Origin of the sequence: Bacillus aerolatus (assembly GCF_009183655.1) — a bacterium.
In the GTDB taxonomy this organism is placed as follows: Bacteria; Bacillota; Bacilli; order Bacillales; family Domibacillaceae; genus Pseudobacillus; species Pseudobacillus aerolatus.
In genome coordinates this window covers 136179-152557 of record NZ_WEIO01000001.1, presented here as the reverse complement: position 1 = coordinate 152557, position 16379 = coordinate 136179, and the positions used below count along the sequence as shown (strand labels likewise).

Annotated in this window: 15 protein-coding genes; 3 read left to right on the top strand and 12 right to left on the bottom strand. The window is 44.1% G+C overall.

All coding sequences use genetic code 11. From position 1 onward, the window contains the following. Positions 1 to 47: 47 nt before the first annotated feature. From dnaK to gpr, 8 genes are all read right to left on the bottom strand, one after another. Positions 48 to 1877 carry a molecular chaperone DnaK gene (dnaK, locus tag F9802_RS00785; protein ID WP_152149249.1) on the bottom strand — a complete coding sequence of 610 codons (1830 nt, stop codon included), beginning with the start codon at positions 1875 to 1877 and terminating at the stop codon, positions 48 to 50. Positions 1878 to 1918: 41 nt separating this feature from the next. Further along, positions 1919 to 2497 (bottom strand): nucleotide exchange factor GrpE, encoded by a 579-nt coding sequence (gene grpE, locus F9802_RS00780; protein ID WP_152149248.1) that lies wholly within the window; start codon positions 2495 to 2497, stop codon positions 1919 to 1921. 111 nt (positions 2498 to 2608) lie between these two features. Next, a complete protein-coding gene (hrcA, locus tag F9802_RS00775; protein ID WP_152149247.1) occupies positions 2609 to 3637 on the bottom strand; it encodes a heat-inducible transcriptional repressor HrcA in 1029 nt (342 codons plus the stop codon). Between the two features lie 64 nt (positions 3638 to 3701). Continuing rightward, positions 3702 to 4898, bottom strand: coding sequence for a radical SAM family heme chaperone HemW (gene hemW / locus F9802_RS00770; protein ID WP_152149246.1), 1197 nt, complete (start codon positions 4896 to 4898; stop codon positions 3702 to 3704). Between the two features lie 72 nt (positions 4899 to 4970). Further along, the gene (gene lepA / locus F9802_RS00765; protein ID WP_152149245.1) at positions 4971 to 6800 is read right to left on the bottom strand and encodes a translation elongation factor 4; all 1830 of its coding nucleotides are present in this window, start codon (positions 6798 to 6800) and stop codon (positions 4971 to 4973) included. Positions 6801 to 6922: 122 nt separating this feature from the next. After that, the gene (locus tag F9802_RS00760) at positions 6923 to 7219 is read right to left on the bottom strand and encodes a hypothetical protein (RefSeq protein ID WP_152149244.1); all 297 of its coding nucleotides are present in this window, start codon (positions 7217 to 7219) and stop codon (positions 6923 to 6925) included. A 12-nt stretch (positions 7220 to 7231) separates the two neighbouring features. Then, complete coding sequence (spoIIP, locus tag F9802_RS00755; RefSeq protein WP_152149243.1) at positions 7232 to 8413, bottom strand: stage II sporulation protein P; 1182 nt, start codon at positions 8411 to 8413, stop codon at positions 7232 to 7234. Between the two features lie 329 nt (positions 8414 to 8742). Beyond that, positions 8743 to 9846: a GPR endopeptidase gene (gene gpr / locus F9802_RS00750; protein ID WP_152149242.1), complete on the bottom strand. Its 1104-nt coding sequence runs from the start codon at positions 9844 to 9846 to the stop codon at positions 8743 to 8745. Positions 9847 to 10044: 198 nt separating this feature from the next. Here gpr and rpsT point away from each other — a divergent pair, with 198 nt between their 5' ends. Further along, positions 10045 to 10299 carry a 30S ribosomal protein S20 gene (gene rpsT / locus F9802_RS00745; protein ID WP_152149241.1) on the top strand — a complete coding sequence of 85 codons (255 nt, stop codon included), beginning with the start codon at positions 10045 to 10047 and terminating at the stop codon, positions 10297 to 10299. 129 nt (positions 10300 to 10428) lie between these two features. Here the strand turns inward: rpsT and holA are convergent, their stop codons facing one another. After that, positions 10429 to 11457, bottom strand: a complete 1029-nt coding sequence (gene holA, locus F9802_RS00740) for a DNA polymerase III subunit delta (RefSeq protein WP_152149736.1) — start codon at positions 11455 to 11457, stop codon at positions 10429 to 10431. Positions 11458 to 11741: 284 nt separating this feature from the next. On the opposite strand from holA, the gene F9802_RS00735 reads away from it, so the two are divergent. Then, positions 11742 to 11873, top strand: a complete 132-nt coding sequence (locus F9802_RS00735) for a YqzM family protein (RefSeq protein WP_152149240.1) — start codon at positions 11742 to 11744, stop codon at positions 11871 to 11873. A gap of 71 nt (positions 11874 to 11944) precedes the next feature. Here F9802_RS00735 and F9802_RS00730 read toward each other — a convergent pair whose 3' ends face one another. The 3 genes from F9802_RS00730 to F9802_RS00720 all read right to left on the bottom strand — a co-directional run bounded on the left by F9802_RS00730 (position 11945) and on the right by F9802_RS00720 (position 15406). After that, positions 11945 to 14239: a DNA internalization-related competence protein ComEC/Rec2 gene (locus F9802_RS00730; protein WP_152149239.1), complete on the bottom strand. Its 2295-nt coding sequence runs from the start codon at positions 14237 to 14239 to the stop codon at positions 11945 to 11947. A gap of 21 nt (positions 14240 to 14260) precedes the next feature. After that, positions 14261 to 14674 (bottom strand): deoxycytidylate deaminase, encoded by a 414-nt coding sequence (locus F9802_RS00725; RefSeq protein ID WP_152149238.1) that lies wholly within the window; start codon positions 14672 to 14674, stop codon positions 14261 to 14263. Between the two features lie 75 nt (positions 14675 to 14749). Then, positions 14750 to 15406 carry a helix-hairpin-helix domain-containing protein gene (locus tag F9802_RS00720; protein ID WP_225435086.1) on the bottom strand — a complete coding sequence of 219 codons (657 nt, stop codon included), beginning with the start codon at positions 15404 to 15406 and terminating at the stop codon, positions 14750 to 14752. A gap of 78 nt (positions 15407 to 15484) precedes the next feature. Between F9802_RS00720 and comER the strand changes: the two genes are divergently transcribed. Continuing rightward, a complete protein-coding gene (gene comER, locus F9802_RS00715) occupies positions 15485 to 16309 on the top strand; it encodes a late competence protein ComER (protein WP_152149237.1) in 825 nt (274 codons plus the stop codon). Positions 16310 to 16379: the final 70 nt, after the last annotated feature.

Here is a 16379-nt window from a genome sequence, read left to right as displayed (position 1 = left end):
CCCTGACTTTGACTTTTTAATGCCTCTTAAAAAGGCATATGCGGCGATTATTTTTTGTCGTCTACCTCTTCAAACTCAGCGTCGACTACGTCATCGCCTTGCTGGCCGGCTTCCTGCCCCTGTCCACCCTGGGCTTGAGCTTGTTTGGCTGCTTCTTCATATAATTTCACAGATAAATTTTGAACGATTTCCGAAAGAGCGTCTTTCTTCACGCGAATATCTTCCAGCTCATTTTTTTCAATGGCTGCTTTCAGTTCTTCTTTCGCATCCTCTGCTTTTTTCACTTCATCCGCATCAACTTTGCCTTCAAGCTCTTTCAATGTTTTTTCCGTCTGGAAGACAAGCTGGTCTGCTTCGTTTTTCAGTTCCACTTCTTCTTTCAGCTTTTTATCTGCTTCCGCATTTTCTTCTGCTTCCTTCATCATGCGGTCAATTTCTTCATCAGAAAGGCCAGAAGAAGATTTGATCGTAATGTTTTGTTGTTTGCCTGTGCCAAGGTCTTTTGCACTTACATTAACGATACCGTTTTTATCGATATCAAAAGTTACTTCAACTTGCGGAATGCCGCGCGGTGCCGGCGGAATATCCGTTAATTGGAAGCGGCCGAGCGTTTTGTTGCCGGATACCATTGGACGCTCCCCTTGCAGCACGTGAATATCAACAGCTGTCTGGTTGTCAGCAGCGGTTGAGAACACTTGTGATTTTGATGTTGGAATCGTCGTATTGCGTTCGATCAATTTTGTGAACACGCCGCCCATCGTTTCAATTCCTAATGAAAGCGGAGTGACGTCTAAAAGAACCACATCTTTTACGTCGCCAGTTAACACGCCGCCTTGGACAGCTGCTCCCATGGCTACTACTTCATCAGGGTTAACTCCCTTATGCGGCTCTTTGCCCGTTGCTTTTTTAATCGCTTCCTGAACGGCAGGAATACGAGTGGAACCACCGACTAAAATGACGCGGTCAAGTTCAGAAGCAGAAAGGCCGGCATCTGAAAGCGCCTGGCGTACAGGTCCCATTGTCCGTTCAACTAAATTTGCTGTCAGCTCATCAAATTTCGCACGGCTCAATGTCAGCTCTAAATGAAGCGGTCCCGCTTCACCAGCTGTAATGAACGGCAAAGAAATTTGAGTTGACGTTACACCTGAAAGGTCTTTTTTCGCTTTTTCCGCTGCGTCTTTTAAACGCTGCATCGCCATTTTGTCTTTCGACAAGTCAATGCCATTGTCTTTTTTGAATTCCTGCACTAAATAATCGATGACTACTTGGTCGAAGTCATCGCCGCCAAGGCGGTTGTCTCCAGCTGTCGAGCGAACTTCAAAAACGCCGTCGCCAAGTTCAAGAATAGAAACGTCAAATGTACCGCCCCCAAGGTCATACACGAGAACCGTTTGGTCTTCATCCGTTTTATCCATTCCGTAAGCAAGCGCTGCGGCAGTCGGCTCGTTAATGATCCGCTCAACTTCAAGTCCGGCAATTTTACCGGCGTCTTTTGTCGCCTGGCGCTCTGCATCGTTGAAGTAAGCCGGAACAGTAATAACCGCTTTTTCCACTTTTTCTCCTAAATAATCTTCCGCATATGATTTTAAATATTGAAGAATCATTGCTGAAATTTCTTGAGGTGAGAATTCTTTTCCATCTACTGTTTCTTTATGGTTTGTTCCCATATGACGCTTGACAGACATAATTGTATTTGGATTTGTGATCGCCTGGCGTTTCGCGACTTCCCCTACTTGGCGCTCATCGTTTTTAAATGCAACAACAGATGGCGTTGTCCGGTTGCCTTCCGGATTTGGAATCACTTTCGGTTCTCCGCCTTCGAGAACCGCTACACATGAGTTCGTCGTACCTAAGTCGATACCGATTATTTTGCTCATTTAAGATATGCCTCCTTGAAAATATGTAATGGTTTACTAGTTTACTGATTCACTTTTACCATCGATGGACGGATGATACGGTCTTTCAGTTTGTACCCTTTTTGAAACTCTTCAATCACTTCGTTCGGCTGATAATTTTCATCGCTGTCTGTCATCACAGCTTGATGAACGTGCGGATCAAACTCGCTGCCAGCCGCTTCGATTACTTCTACGCCTTCTTTTTCCAATGCAGCAAGGACTCCTTTATACACCATTTCTACGCCTTGCAAAACAGACTCAGTCTGTTCATTGGTTGCTTCAACTTTCAAAGCACGTTCAAAGTTGTCAATCAATGGGAGAAGATCAGATATTAAGTCTTGAGCGCGATACTTCTCGCTTGCTTCTCGCTCTAATTGCACACGGCGGCGGAAATTATCAAAATCGGCACGCAAGCGTAAATAGCGGTTTTCTGATTCTTCCAGCTGCTGTTCAAGCTCGTTTATTTTTTCAAGAGAAGCTTCTTCCGCTGGCTGTTCTTCTTCAACTGACGCATTTTCCGTCTCGGCGGGAGCTTCTTCTGTTAATTGCTGTTCTTTAATTTCTTCTGTTTCTTCTTTGTTTAGTTGATTTTCTTCTGCCATTCGTTTCACCTCCTTCAAAGGGTGTTTAAACAGTTGTTTATAAGATTGGCACAAAGAGAAGGAAATTAGCAGTGAGACGCTAATTTCCACTCACTTTCATGCGCTGCCTCTTTAGCTGTGGTACAAGTTTGTTAACGCCTTCGTCATGTCGTGGCTTAAAAAGTCGACGAGGCTGATGACGCGCGAATATTCCATCCGTGTCGGCCCAAGAATCGCAATAGCCCCAACTTGTTCATCTCCGATCGAATAAGAAGCTGTAATTAAGCTGCAATGTTCCATCGCGGCATTTTGATTTTCTTTCCCAATTTTTACTTGGATGCCGGTTGGGACACCGCTGATTAAACGGTACATGCCTTCTTCCTGATCGATCATGTTCATAACAAGCCGGATTTTCTCCACATCATGGAATTCGGGCTGGTTTAACATGTTTGTCTTTCCGCCAAAAAACAACTTTTCACTCACCTGCACGTCTACCGCTTCGGCAAACATGGAAAGCATCGCATCATAATTGTTAATATGACGGCGCAACAGCACGACAATTTCTTTATATAATTTATCATGCAGCTCGGAAAGCGGGACGCCGACGAGCCGTTCGTTTAATATATTCACCATTTTTTCAATGTCGGACGCGTTCACCTGTTCGGGTAAAGTAAACGCCCGGTTTTCGACGTGACCAGTATCTGTCACGATAATCGCAATCGCCGCATCTTTGCTCAGCGGCACAATTTGCAGCTTTTTTACTTTATTATCTTTTAATTCCGGTCCTAATACGATCGCAGTATAATTAGTCAGCTCTGATAAAATTCTGGCTGATTTTTGGACTACTTTCTCCAGTTCATAAATGCGGTCCACAAAAATGGAGTTGATTGTCTCCACTTCCTGATGGTTCAGCTTTTTTGGATGCAGCAGATGGTCTACATAATAACGGTACCCTTTTTCTGACGGCACGCGTCCTGAAGATGTGTGGGGCTTTTCTATAAAACCAAGGTCCTCTAATTCAGCCATGTCGTTACGGATCGTAGCCGAGCTAAATGCTACTTCTTCTTTTTCTGCGAGGCTGCGAGAGCCCACCGGCTGCGCAGATCGAATGAAATCATCAATGATTACTTGCAAAATAAAAAGTTGACGATCGGTTAACATCGTTGATCACCTCTGTTAGCACTCTCTTATTATGAGTGCTAAATCTATAAATAAATTATCAAAATCAGCGATTATTGTCAACGGCGGAGCTTACATTGTAGTCGTTTCTTTCATCATTATTTTCAATAGAAAATAAAAACGATTGGAAGACTTCATTTCCGAAAAGCTTCCCTTGTTCAGTCAGCCGGATCGATTCATTATTCTCTACCACAAGCAGCCCCCTCGCAATCATCTCTTCAATCGGCTTTTTAAAAAGGACAAGCGGCGACACGCCAAACTTTTTCTCGAAACGGGCAGCCGGCACACCAGCCATTTTACGAAGCCCAAGAAACATTTCTTCTTCCATTTTCTCTTTCTCCGTTAGTTTGCTTTCCGTTAAAAGGGGTAATTTCTCTGCCTGCAAAGGAGCCATGTACTTCTTCAGCGGGCCATGATTAGAGCGCCTCACCCCATTAATATAAGCATGAGCGCCGGCACCGAACCCGTAATAAGGTTCATTATCCCAGTATACGAGATTATGAAGGCTTTCAAACCCCGGCCGGGCGAAGTTACTGATTTCATATTGGAAGAGACCTGAAGCAGCCATTTCTTCCATAAGTGTTTCATACATGGCCGCTTCCGTTTCCACTTTCGGAAGCGGCAGGGCATCTTTTCTCATTAAATTATAAAACACCGTTTTTGGTTCAATGATCAGGGAGTAGCCTGAATAGTGCGGGAGCTGCAAACTTAACGCTTGTTTTAATGTTTCCCGGAAATCAGCCAGTGTTTGCTTCGGCAGCGCATATATTAAATCAATGCTGATGTTTTCAAAGCCGGCTGATTGTGCTCTTTCCACTGTCGCAAACACGTCACTGCTTTTATGCGTGCGCCCGATTGCCTGAAGCAGCTGATCATTGAATGACTGAACCCCGATACTTAAGCGGTTCACTCCATATTCTTTCAGCACACTCAGTTTATCCGTCGTTAAATCACCAGGATTTGCTTCAAACGTAAATTCTCCTTTAATAAATGGCAAATGATTCCGAATGATGCGGCACAACTTCTCCAGCTGTGCAGCGTCGAGAGCAGTTGGGGTACCCCCGCCAACAAAAATGGTGTCGAGACCGACAGTCGGAAATTGCTGCATCGTCATCGCCATTTCTCTGCCTAGCGCATCCAGATAGTCATCAACTGGCTGATTTTTTAAAAACACTTTATTAAAATCACAATAATGGCAAATTTGCCGGCAGAAAGGGATATGGATATAAGCGGAACGTATCATTAAAAAACTCCTCTTTGTTTGTTCAATAACGAGAAAAAGGGGAAGCGTCTGCGCTTTCCCTTTCCTGTTTTTTTATTTATTATCTTCATCCATCTTCAAGACAGCCATAAACGCTTCCTGTGGCACTTCAACGGAGCCAACTTGTTTCATCCGTTTTTTTCCTTCTTTTTGCTTCTCTAACAGTTTACGCTTCCGGGAAATGTCTCCGCCGTAACATTTGGCAAGCACGTTTTTCCCCATCGATTTAATCGTTGATCTGGCAACAATTTTCTGGCCGATAGCTGCTTGTACAGGCACTTCAAATTGCTGTCTTGGGATAAGCCCTTTTAATTTCTCAACAATCAATTTTCCACGTTCGTAGGCAAAATCTCTATGGACGATAAAACTTAAAGCATCCACTTTTTCGGCATTCAATAAAATGTCCATCTTCACAAGCTTGGATGGCTTATAGCCGATCAGCTCGTAATCAAAAGAAGCGTAGCCTTTCGTGTTTGACTTTAGTTGATCGAAGAAATCATACACAATTTCCGAAAGAGGAATTTCATAAATGACATTGACTCGATTTTCATCCATATACTTCATATCGATAAAAATACCTCGTTTACCTTGAGCAAGTTCCATGACCGCACCGACATAATCATTCGGCACCATGATGGAAGCTTTTACATACGGTTCTTCGACATCATCGATTTTTTGCGGATCAGGCATATTAGATGGATTATCGACGTTCAACTCTTCGCCATTTGTCATCCTCACTTTATAAATGACACTTGGCGCTGTTGTAATTAAATCAATTTTAAATTCTCGCTCGATCCGCTCTTGAATAATTTCCATATGAAGCAGTCCAAGGAACCCACAGCGGAAACCAAATCCGAGCGCCTGTGATGTTTCCGGTTCATACTGAAGCGCGGAATCGTTTAATTCCAGCTTCTCAAGTGCTTCACGCAAATCATTGAACTTGGAAGAATCGATCGGATAAAGGCCACAGAAGACCATCGGGTTCAGTTTGCGGTAACCCGGCAAAGCTTCGACTGCCGAGTTTTTCGCCGATGTGATCGTATCCCCGACGCGTGTGTCGCCGACATTTTTAATGGCTGCGGTTAAAAAACCAACGTCCCCGACTGTCAACTCATCGCGATCGGTCGCTTTTGGCGTAAACACTCCGACTTCCGTTACTTCAAATTCTTTGCCTGTTGCCATCATTTTAATTTTATCTCCTGCTTTAACTGATCCATCAATGACACGGATGTAGGCAACTACTCCGCGGTAAGCATCGTACAACGAGTCAAAAATAAGCGCTTTTAACGGCGCAGCCGGATCACCGGTCGGTGCTGGTACTTTTTCAACAATTTGCTCGAGTATATCTTCAATGCCGATACCCGCTTTTGCGGAAGCAAGAACAGCTTCGGATGCATCGAGTCCGATCACGTCTTCCACTTCTTGGCGTACACGTTCCGGTTCAGCGGCCGGCAAGTCAATTTTATTGATAACCGGAAGAATTTCCAAATCGTTGTCTAAAGCAAGATAGACGTTTGCCAGTGTTTGCGCTTCTATTCCCTGGGCAGCGTCGACAACAAGAATCGCCCCTTCACAAGCAGCGAGACTGCGAGATACTTCATACGTAAAATCGACGTGCCCCGGCGTATCAATTAAATGAAACGTATATTCTTCCCCATTTTTCGCTTTATAATTTAATTGAACGGCATTTAGTTTGATCGTAATGCCGCGCTCGCGTTCAAGGTCCATCGAGTCGAGCAGCTGACTTTTCATTTCACGGGCAGTCAATGCATTCGTAAACTCTAAAATCCGGTCAGCTAAAGTCGATTTCCCGTGGTCAATATGAGCAATAATCGAGAAATTTCGGATATGCTCTTGTCTTGTTCGTTTTTCTTCATAATTCATGTTTTTTCTCACTCCTGTTAGTCGGCGCATGTATACTAGCATTGATTATATCAGCCAGAAAAGCAATTGACAATTTTATAAAGTGAAAAAGCCCGCTGCCGTAAAAGACGGACGAGCGGGCTTTAGCCGTTGAATAAAGAAGCAGCGGCAAATGTCACAGCTTCGGCCAATGACTGGCCAACTTTTGAAAATAAGTTCACCGACTCTTCTTCTTCCAATTTTTCTTTTTTTACACGCAAATCTATCTCTGCTGCATCCTGTTGAAAAAAAGAAAAAGCCGGGGCTTCTTCTTTTTTAACGGAAGCTGTCCTCCAGTACGGAGACGACTCTGGCCAATCCCTGCTTTGGAAAGAGCCAATCAATACGCCTAAAAAGAAAATAGAAACAACGAGGCAAATTTTCAGCAGAAAAATTTTCATTTCTATTCCTTTCTAATTGGTGCTATCGTTTGCCTGCACCGATTCTGCTTGCCAATAATAGTCCGCAAATACATCTGCAAATGCATTAGCCGTCCGGTTTAATTCCTCAAACGTGTTATCTACTCCGCCGAATTCAACCAGCATCGCTTTTTCTGACAAGTCTTGATTAAATTTCCCATTCGTATTTTTTCCTTGTTTTAAAATAACTCCTCTGGATAACCCTTTATATTTTTTCTCCAGTAAATTATGCAAATCAGTTGCCAGCTTGACGTTCTTTTCATAATTAGCATGTTCACCGCCCACAACAAACGCCAGCTTTGCATAATTTTCGCCGCGGATTTCCGCTGTTGTTACTTTTTTGCGCTGCGAATCACGGTGAATATCAATAAAATATTGCAAATCGCGATTGTTTGTCTGGGCAGAAGCCACAACAGCTCGTGATTCTTGATAAGATTGGCCATAGCTTCTCCCTGACTCGTTCAGCTTAGCGACGACATCCGTTTTGTCCACCATGGCCCCAATTCCTTTTGATTCGAGCCGCTCCTGCACCATTTCCCCGACTTTCGTCACATTTAATCCAGAATGATGAGCGGCATCCGGCGAAGAAATGCCTTGTAAATGCGGCAAGTACGACTCTCTCGTATGGGTGAAATACATATATACCCGTTTCTTCCCGTTCGTCGTTAAAGAAGGCGGTGTGTTCCCTTTTTCTTTCGGGAAGTCTTTGGCAGGCCTCACCGCTCCTTCACTGCCTTTATCGAGCGCTTCGGCCGGAGGTTCCGATTCGATCGGCATATTCGTGTAATCCGTTCCTTCCCCCGCCACTAAAATTTCCCCGTCATAAATGGAGAAGCCCGGCACTTCTCTCCCTAGAAAGCTGCGCGGATCCTGAAACCGGACATTTGTTGCATAACGAAACGCCAATTCACTTAATGATGGCGGCCCCGCAGTTTCAGGCGCGTGCGCAGTAAACAGTTTATTTTCCATCGTGTATAAATAATAAAGCGCGCCGCCTGACACATGTTCAGCCGCTTCATTTACAGAATGGGAAGAAATTCTGTAATTGTATGTAAGCGACGTTAACAAGCCCGCAATGGAAAAAAGCGAAAGGAGAGAGATCGTAAAAATCATGATTCCCTTTAAGATTGTCGACAAATTAATTGAAAAAAGGTCATACGGCTGGTTCTCCTTCATTGCTCCACCCTTTCTGCAAAAGTCTTGTACTATACGTATGACTTTATTCGAAAAAGCAGAACAACTTTATAAGAAAAGCGCAAGCGCCTGTACTGCTCCGACAGGCAAATGTTCTTTCCCCAAAAAAGTCGCTCTTTGACTTCATTGGAGGAAGGTTATTTGTCCTCGAGGGGCTAGGCGCTGCAGCTGGACAAGGAAAAGCGCAAGCGGCTGTTCTGCCCCGACAAGCAAATGTTCTTTCCTCAAAGAAGTCGCTTTTTGACTTCATTGAGGAAAGGTTATTTGATCTCGAGGGGCAAGCCGCTGCAGCTAGACAGTAGAAGAACCGCTTACTTCGTGAAGAAGCCAGTGTTTTCTTGATCAATCGCCGGATGCAAAGCAGCATTCAAGCTGTTCGCCAATAAATTGGCGGCATCCTTAATAAACAAATCCACTTCTTTCGGTGTCACCATTAAATTATGGCCAAGCGGAGCCAGCACTTCACGGATAAGCTGCCGTTTTTCGTCATCCGGCAGTACGCCGATCATCCCGAGAAAAGAACGGCGGTTTTGTTCATCAGGTAAATCGTTTTCCGTCAGTTTGCCTCTGCCGAAAGAAAATCCCGAAGGAGCCAGTGCGCCTGAAGGACGGTCCCCTTCCTGAATTTCCTTACCTAGGTGCTTTAAAATAAAATCAATCGTGTCACTTGTAATGGAAACAGCATCGACTACAGTTGGCACACCGATAGCAATGACTGGCACACCGAGCGTTTTTTCACTGATTTCTTTTCGCTTGTTCCCTACTCCCGCTCCCGGCTGGATGCCAGTGTCTGCAATTTGGATAGTCGCATTGACTCTTTCAATAGACCGGGAAGCAAGCGCGTCAATCACTAACAGAAAATCCGGTTTCGTTTTTTCAACGACACCAAAGACGATATCGCTCGTTTCAATACCCGTCGTCCCCATCACACCCGGAATGAGCGAGCTGACCGGCCGAAAGCCTTCTTCCACTTCATCAGGCTGCAACTCAAACAAATGCCTCGTTATCATCACTTCTCCGCACGCTAGCGGACCAAGGGCGTCCGGTGTGACATCGCTGTTGCCGAGGCCGACGACGAGGCAGCTGGCGTTTTCCTGAATTCCTTTCTTTTTCAAAAAGGCAGCAAGTTCACTTGCCATCACTTTCTCGACTTCATGCTGATGACTCGTGTCATGGCTGCGGATCCCTTGAGATTCAATTGTTAAATAATGACCGGCTCTTTTGCCTGTTGCCTCTTCACCTGCATCATCAATCGTGACAGAGGTCACAGTAATACCATTAATAGTCCGTTCCTCTGACAAAATGCCGGTTACTTTCCGCTTTTGTCCCTGCTGCTCTTCAGCGAGTGCCTTCACTTCTACAGCAAGATCTGTCCTTACAGCATATTGGCTCAAATCGATAGATCGTTCTTTCATTCTTTTCTCACCCTTTTATATGGACTTTAGTTTCCAGTCTACCCGACTGTGTAAAAGTTCATTCCTTGACACAAATTACAAATGTAACTATTGCAATCTCACTTTCTGTTTGATAGAATAACTTTTGTTCTTAATTGTTAAGGAAAAGTGGAAATCGAGCAAAAAATAGAATCTCGATCGTTTTAGGAGGTGACCGGAATGCCAAATATTAAATCTGCCATCAAACGCGTAAAAACGATTCAAGACCGCACAGAGCGCAACAACCACCAAAAATCTGCTATGCGCACAGCTGTAAAGAAATTTGAAACAGCAGTTGCCAACAACGATGAAAACGCAAAAGCGCTTTTCACTGAAGCAGTAAAGGGTCTTGATAAAGCTGCCGCTAAAGGTTTGATCCACAAAAACACTGTGAGCCGCACAAAATCTCGTTTAATGAAAAAGCTTAACGCTTAATAAACAGCTGTTTTGCTGAACAAAAATCCTTCAAGATTAACTTGAAGGATTTTTTATTTTGCGTCCAGCTCCGAGCGCCGCCAGCTCCATGGTCTAGCCGATTAGCGGACGCTCTCCACGCTTGTTTCTTTATCCAGTTTTCTTCATCAAGCTCTGCAGCTTGAATAAGAACATTTCCACAATAAGCGGTTTCGCCATCCCGCTCGTTTTCATTTGTAAATCACTGTCAGCGAGCAGCATGATAATCGCCGCAAGCTGCTCGTCAGAAAAATTCCTAGACTGGCCGGCAGCAAGCTTCACCCGAAACGGATGTACTTTTAGAAAGCTGGCCATTTGCTGCTGTCCGTACCCTTTTCTTGCTAATTCTTTCGTCTGGTAAATCAATCGGAACTGATTGGCAATCACCGCCAGGATTTTAATCGGCTCTTCATTTAATTTCAATAAATCGTAATAAATCCGGAATGCTTCCTCGACTTTTCCAGTTACCACTCGATCCACAAGCGCAAAAATATCCTGCTCCAATGATCGGGCAGTCAATTTATCAACAACTTCCACTGTTATCCGCTGTTCATCCTGGGCGTAAAGAGACAATTTATCAAGCTCCGAGGCAAGCATCATTAAATCCGTACCTGCGATCACTAAAAAGTGGTCTAATGCTTCTTCATCTATTTGCACCTGGTTAGCAGCAGCGCGGCCGCGAAGCCATATTTTCAAGTCTTTATCGTTTAGTTTATTCGCTTCCATGACAGCTGCACTTTTTTTCAACAGCTTTGTAATCTTTTTGCGCTCGTCCAATTTTTCATAAGGGGCTGCTACGACTAATATAGTGTAAGGGGCCGGATTAGCTAAATATTCTTCCAGCTTTTTCACATTATGATCCACTTTATCTTTTGATCGTTCAGCCGTTAAAAACACCGGATTATGTAAAATCACCAGCTTCTTCTCTCCCATAAAAGGAAAGGTTTCCGCTTCTTCAATCGCTGTCTCCACTGGCATTTCTTCCAAGTCGTATACCGAAAAATTGAAATCCATTTCCTCTTCTGTTAACACAGATTGAATGAGCTTTTGTTTTGTTTCATTAATTAAAAATGCCTCTGTTCCGTACAATAAATAAATCGGGGAAAACTGCTTTTTCTCTATATCTTTCCAAATGGGTATCAATGGCTTTTCTCTCCATTTTCATGTATGATACTCTCATGTTAAAAAAGCCAGCCTCATTTGACAAGGGGGAACTTCCGGAAAAGTTCCCCTGTGATCTATATGAACGCCAACAACGCTGTCCCGGGAAACAACTTTGCAAGCGGTGATCATGTTAATTGTATTTTCACCGAAATTGTGAATTTTATCGCAGTTAACTCTTGTCAATGAAGGAAATTAGCGAGTGCAGTCTGGATTTTTCGTAAATGATCGTCTATACTATAAATGAAATAGGAGGGGTAGTTGTGAACGAATTTGAAAAAGATGTCCAAACAAAACGGAACGACGTAGTAGATTCCGGCGTCGCGTTCGTCGCTTCTTTCGCATTTTTTGCCATTATATTTATTATTGCAACAGCTATCAAAATGATCGGATAGCAGTACAGGAAGCTCGCCAGCCGGCGGGCTTCTTTTCTTTTTTTCGTGCTGTTGCTTCTTCCTGCTATATCTTACGGAAGAACGGCTGAAAATGTGCCTCTTTCTCTTTTATACGTGTATGTTATTTCTCCGTGAAGGTCTGTGCGCCAAATACGGGCGCCTTGTTTTTGCAGACGCTCAATCACTTCTTTATGAGGATGGCCATAGCGGTTATTTTTCCCCAGAGAAATCACGGCATCTTCGGGAGCCGTTTCTGCTGTTAATAATTCCGTCGTAGAAGAGCGGCTGCCGTGATGCCCCACTTTTAAGATGTCGACGTCTGCGGAAAAATTTTCTGTGAGTTTTTTCTCTCCTTCCTCTTCCATATCCCCTGTAAACAGCCACTTTTTCCCGCCCAATACGGCATAAATAACAAGAGAGTCATCATTTCCTTCATAATGCTTATCCGCTGGTGACAAAATTTGAAAGAAAGCACCTCCCGCCTGCCAGCTTTCCATGTATTTTCCGTAGCGGACAGGTATTTTGTGCGTAGCTGCCTGCTGAATCGTTTCCTGCATGACCGGTTTTGATTCCGAACCAGGGCTGATCATCACTTCTTTTATAGTGATAAGGCCAAACAGTTCGGCAGCTGCTCCAATATGGTCATAATCACTGTGCGTCAAAATTAATTTATCAATGCGTGTAATCCCCCTGCTTTTCAAATAGGGGAGAAGCACATCCTTACCGATCGTAAAATCCTTTTTCTGCTTTTGCCATTCTTCTTTGTGAAATGGCAGCACGCCGCCCGTATCGATCAAATAATTACCATTATTGAATGGAAGAGTAATTAAAATGGCATCTCCCTGTCCGACATCAATAAATGATACTTCACCCGTTGCTGAATGCGTATGTGGCAACACAGCCGTCCCGATCATCATTAGCAGCATGAGGCCTACACGTTTTAGACCGTTTGCTTTTTCCCAAAAGAGAAAAGCAGCAACCCACATCATACATATGGCTGCCAGCAGGACACCTTCCGGCCGGCCTGTCACGACAACAGCAAACGGCCAGCCGCTTACTTCAACTGCCAGCTGGTCTATTTTATCAAGCAATAGACGAAGGGGTTCCAATAAAACAACAGCAGGGGACACAGCAAAACTAAGGAGATAAACGATAATAAGTAAAGGCAGCACGAGGAACGAATAAAAAGGAACGAAAAACAAATTGGCGGCAAATGAATAAAGAGAAACTTCAAAGAATTGATACATTAATACCGGTAAGCCGGCGATTTGTGAAACCGACGTCATCGCGGCCATTTTTCCAAGAAGGGTAGATGGGATGGATAAAATGGAGCTGGAAGAAAGAAGCAAAGAAAAACTGACGAGATAAGAAAGCTGAAACCCCGCTTGATAAATGACATACGGATCATGAAAAATAACGAACATAAAGCTCGCGCCTAAGGCATCAAGTGCAGTGAACTTATGATGAAATCGAATGGACAATAAGACGAGGAGCGTCATCAGTACAGCCCTGACGACAGGAGGCGATCCGCCGGCAATGAGTGCATAAATGGGGAGTGAAAACAGCAAAATGAACTGCGCTGTTTCTTTTACGAGGCCAATTCGGATCATCGCGTAATAAAAAATAGAAGTAACTAAACCAACATGCAGACCTGAAATCGCCAATAAGTGAATAACTCCAAGACGCTGATATGCTTCAATAATATCTTCTTCCGTCAATGTGCGGTCTCCAAACAGCAGAGCCGCCGCGACTGGCTGTAAGCTTTCAGGGAAGGTCGTTTTCAAATGATTCAACCCTTCCGCCCGCCAGAGGAAAATAAGATCCTTGAACGACTTTTCCTTTTTCAAGCAAGACGACAATGACAAACGGTTCACTTTCAGCTGCCAAAAAATATGTTTAGTTTCAAGAAAAGTCTTATAGTCAAAACCATTGCGATTGCGGGCTCCATCAGGTTTTTCAATCGACCCTGTCACATAGCAGACCGTGCCGGGAATCAGCCCTTTCCGAAGCTGACCTGCTTCTTCCCGAGAAGACACCCGATAAAGGAGGCGCAGCTTTTCCTCATTGGCTGCTTCTACAGTTGCTTTTAGCCGGTCGCCATCCACAATTGTATCTTCCGAAAAAGAAACAAGCCACTTTTCTTCTTTTCCAGTAAATGCGGTTACGTTATGCTCTTCATGATACTGACCGATCAAAAAACCAAGAATGATACAGATTAAAAAAGCTGCTTTTCTTTTCGCATCCATTCGGATAACGAAAAAGAAAGCAGCGGCGGTCAGCAGCAAGCGGACACTGCTTAAAGCAGGAAGTGCCCATAAAAGCCCCGCAAGTGTGCCAGCCGCCATATAAATGAGATTGCCGCGCATAACTCCTCCTTAAGAAGTTTTTTATTTAGATAAATTGACGACTTCAATATCTTTTAGGAAATGCTGATTCCATTTGTTCGGATATGCATGTCTGTACACAATTTTTTTGATTCCTGCTTGTGCCAATGTTTTCGCACAGTTTTCGCAAGGCTCATGTGTCACGTAGGCAGCCGCTCCTTTAAGCTTGTCTCTTTCAGCATGGAGCACGGCATTCAGCTCCGCATGTAAACATCTAATACAGCGCTTTTCATCAGACAGCAGACATCCTTCTTCGTCGCAATGTTCATGCCCGTGGATCGAACCGTTATAACCGGTTGCCACGATATGTTTATCTTTCACGATGACACAGCCGACATGCAGCCGATTGCATGTGGAGCGTGTAGAAACGACTTCTGCAATATCCAAAAAATATTCATCCCAACTTTTTCTGCTCATCCGGTTTCACTCTTTCTGTTTAAAATTCATCTTTTCTCTAGTGTAGCGACAGCAAAAGCTCCCCGTCAATCCTAATTAATGAACAGCTATAAGCGGGGCCAATTTTTCAAACGTCTTTTCTCCAATGCCAGATACATTTTTTAAATCCTCCGGCTTCGAAAAAGCCCCGGTCGTTTCCCGGTAATCGATAATAGCCTGTGCCTTCGCTTCACCAATTCCCGGCAATTCCTGGAGTTCTCCAGCCGTCGCCGTGTTCAAATTAATAGCTCCACTGCCACCGCTGCTTCCCTTAGCGCCTTCTTTCACCGGCTGCACAGGCGCATTGGCAGCAGCCAACTCTGCCGGCGGCTCTTCTCCAACTTTTGGTACGTAAATAATCATTTCATCCTGCAGTTTCTGGGCCAAATTAATAGCGGCCCGGTCCGCTTCTTTTTGAAAGCCCCCTGCTTTTGCTACCGCATCGTTAATCCGCTCGCCATTTTTCAAGGAGTAGATTCCAGGTGAAGCAACAGCTCCTTTTATATCAACCATAACAACAGCAGGTTCTTGTGGCAGCGGCTCGGCTGGCGAGGGTGTACTTCTTTCTTCCACCGCGGTTTCTTCGAAAGCAAGCGGCTCAGGATCAGGCGCCGGCTCTTCTTCTTCTGTCAGCTGATAAAGACCAAATGCCGTGAGCGCCGCTCCGATCAAGGCATACGTTTTATATTTTTCAATAAACTCTTTTATATCCAATCATTTACACCTCTTTTTCATAAATAGATTTTTCTTTCATACATTGTAAGAGCAGCTGTCATAAAGGAGGGATTCTGTATGAAAACAGGAGTAATTGGAACAGGCAATATGGGAGAAATTTTAATTGACGCGTTAGTTGCCTCAAAAGCAGCTTCCGCTTCCGACGTTTTAATTACGAACAGGACCATAGAAAAAGCACGGCGCATTCAAGAAAGACATCCGGGAATGACCGTTTGCCGTGAAGTGACTGAGCTTGTAAAAACAGCTGATATCGTCTTTATTTGTGTAAAACCTCACGATATTTATCCGCTTTTGGAGAAAGTGCGCCCTTTATTTCGCTCTGAACAATGCGCTGTTTCTATTACAAGCCCAGTCAGCACCGCCCAGCTTGAATCGATTTTGCCGTGTTCATGCATGCGGATGATCCCGAGTATTACAAATAAAGTACTATCAGGGACAGTTCTTTATACGTACGGTGAAAAATGCGAAAAAAGCTGGAAAGCGGAAATGAAAAAACGGATGGATCAATTATGCGGAGAAGCGGTGGAAATTAATGAGGCTGTTACACGCGCTGCCTCTGACCTTGTGAGCTGCGGTCCGGCATTCATCAGCTTTTTAACGAGGAAATTTATTGAAGGAGCAGAAACAACCGGCATGGATGCACAAACCGCTGAAAAGCTAGCCGAATCAATGCTTGCCGGACTCGGAGAATTATTTAAACAAAGAGAATATACACTCGCACAGCTCGAAGAAAAAGTTTGTGTAAAAGGGGGAGTGACGGGAAAAGGCATTGCCGTTTTAGAAGCAGAAACCGGAGATATGTTCACGAAGCTGTTTCAGGCCACCCATGAAAAGTTTGCCGAGGATAAACAAGAAACAATGGCACAATTCGGAATCCCTTAAATTATTCGCCGCCGGACAGGGAAATCCTTTTTATTTTTTATATTTGTTTAGAAACAGGCAGACGGGATGA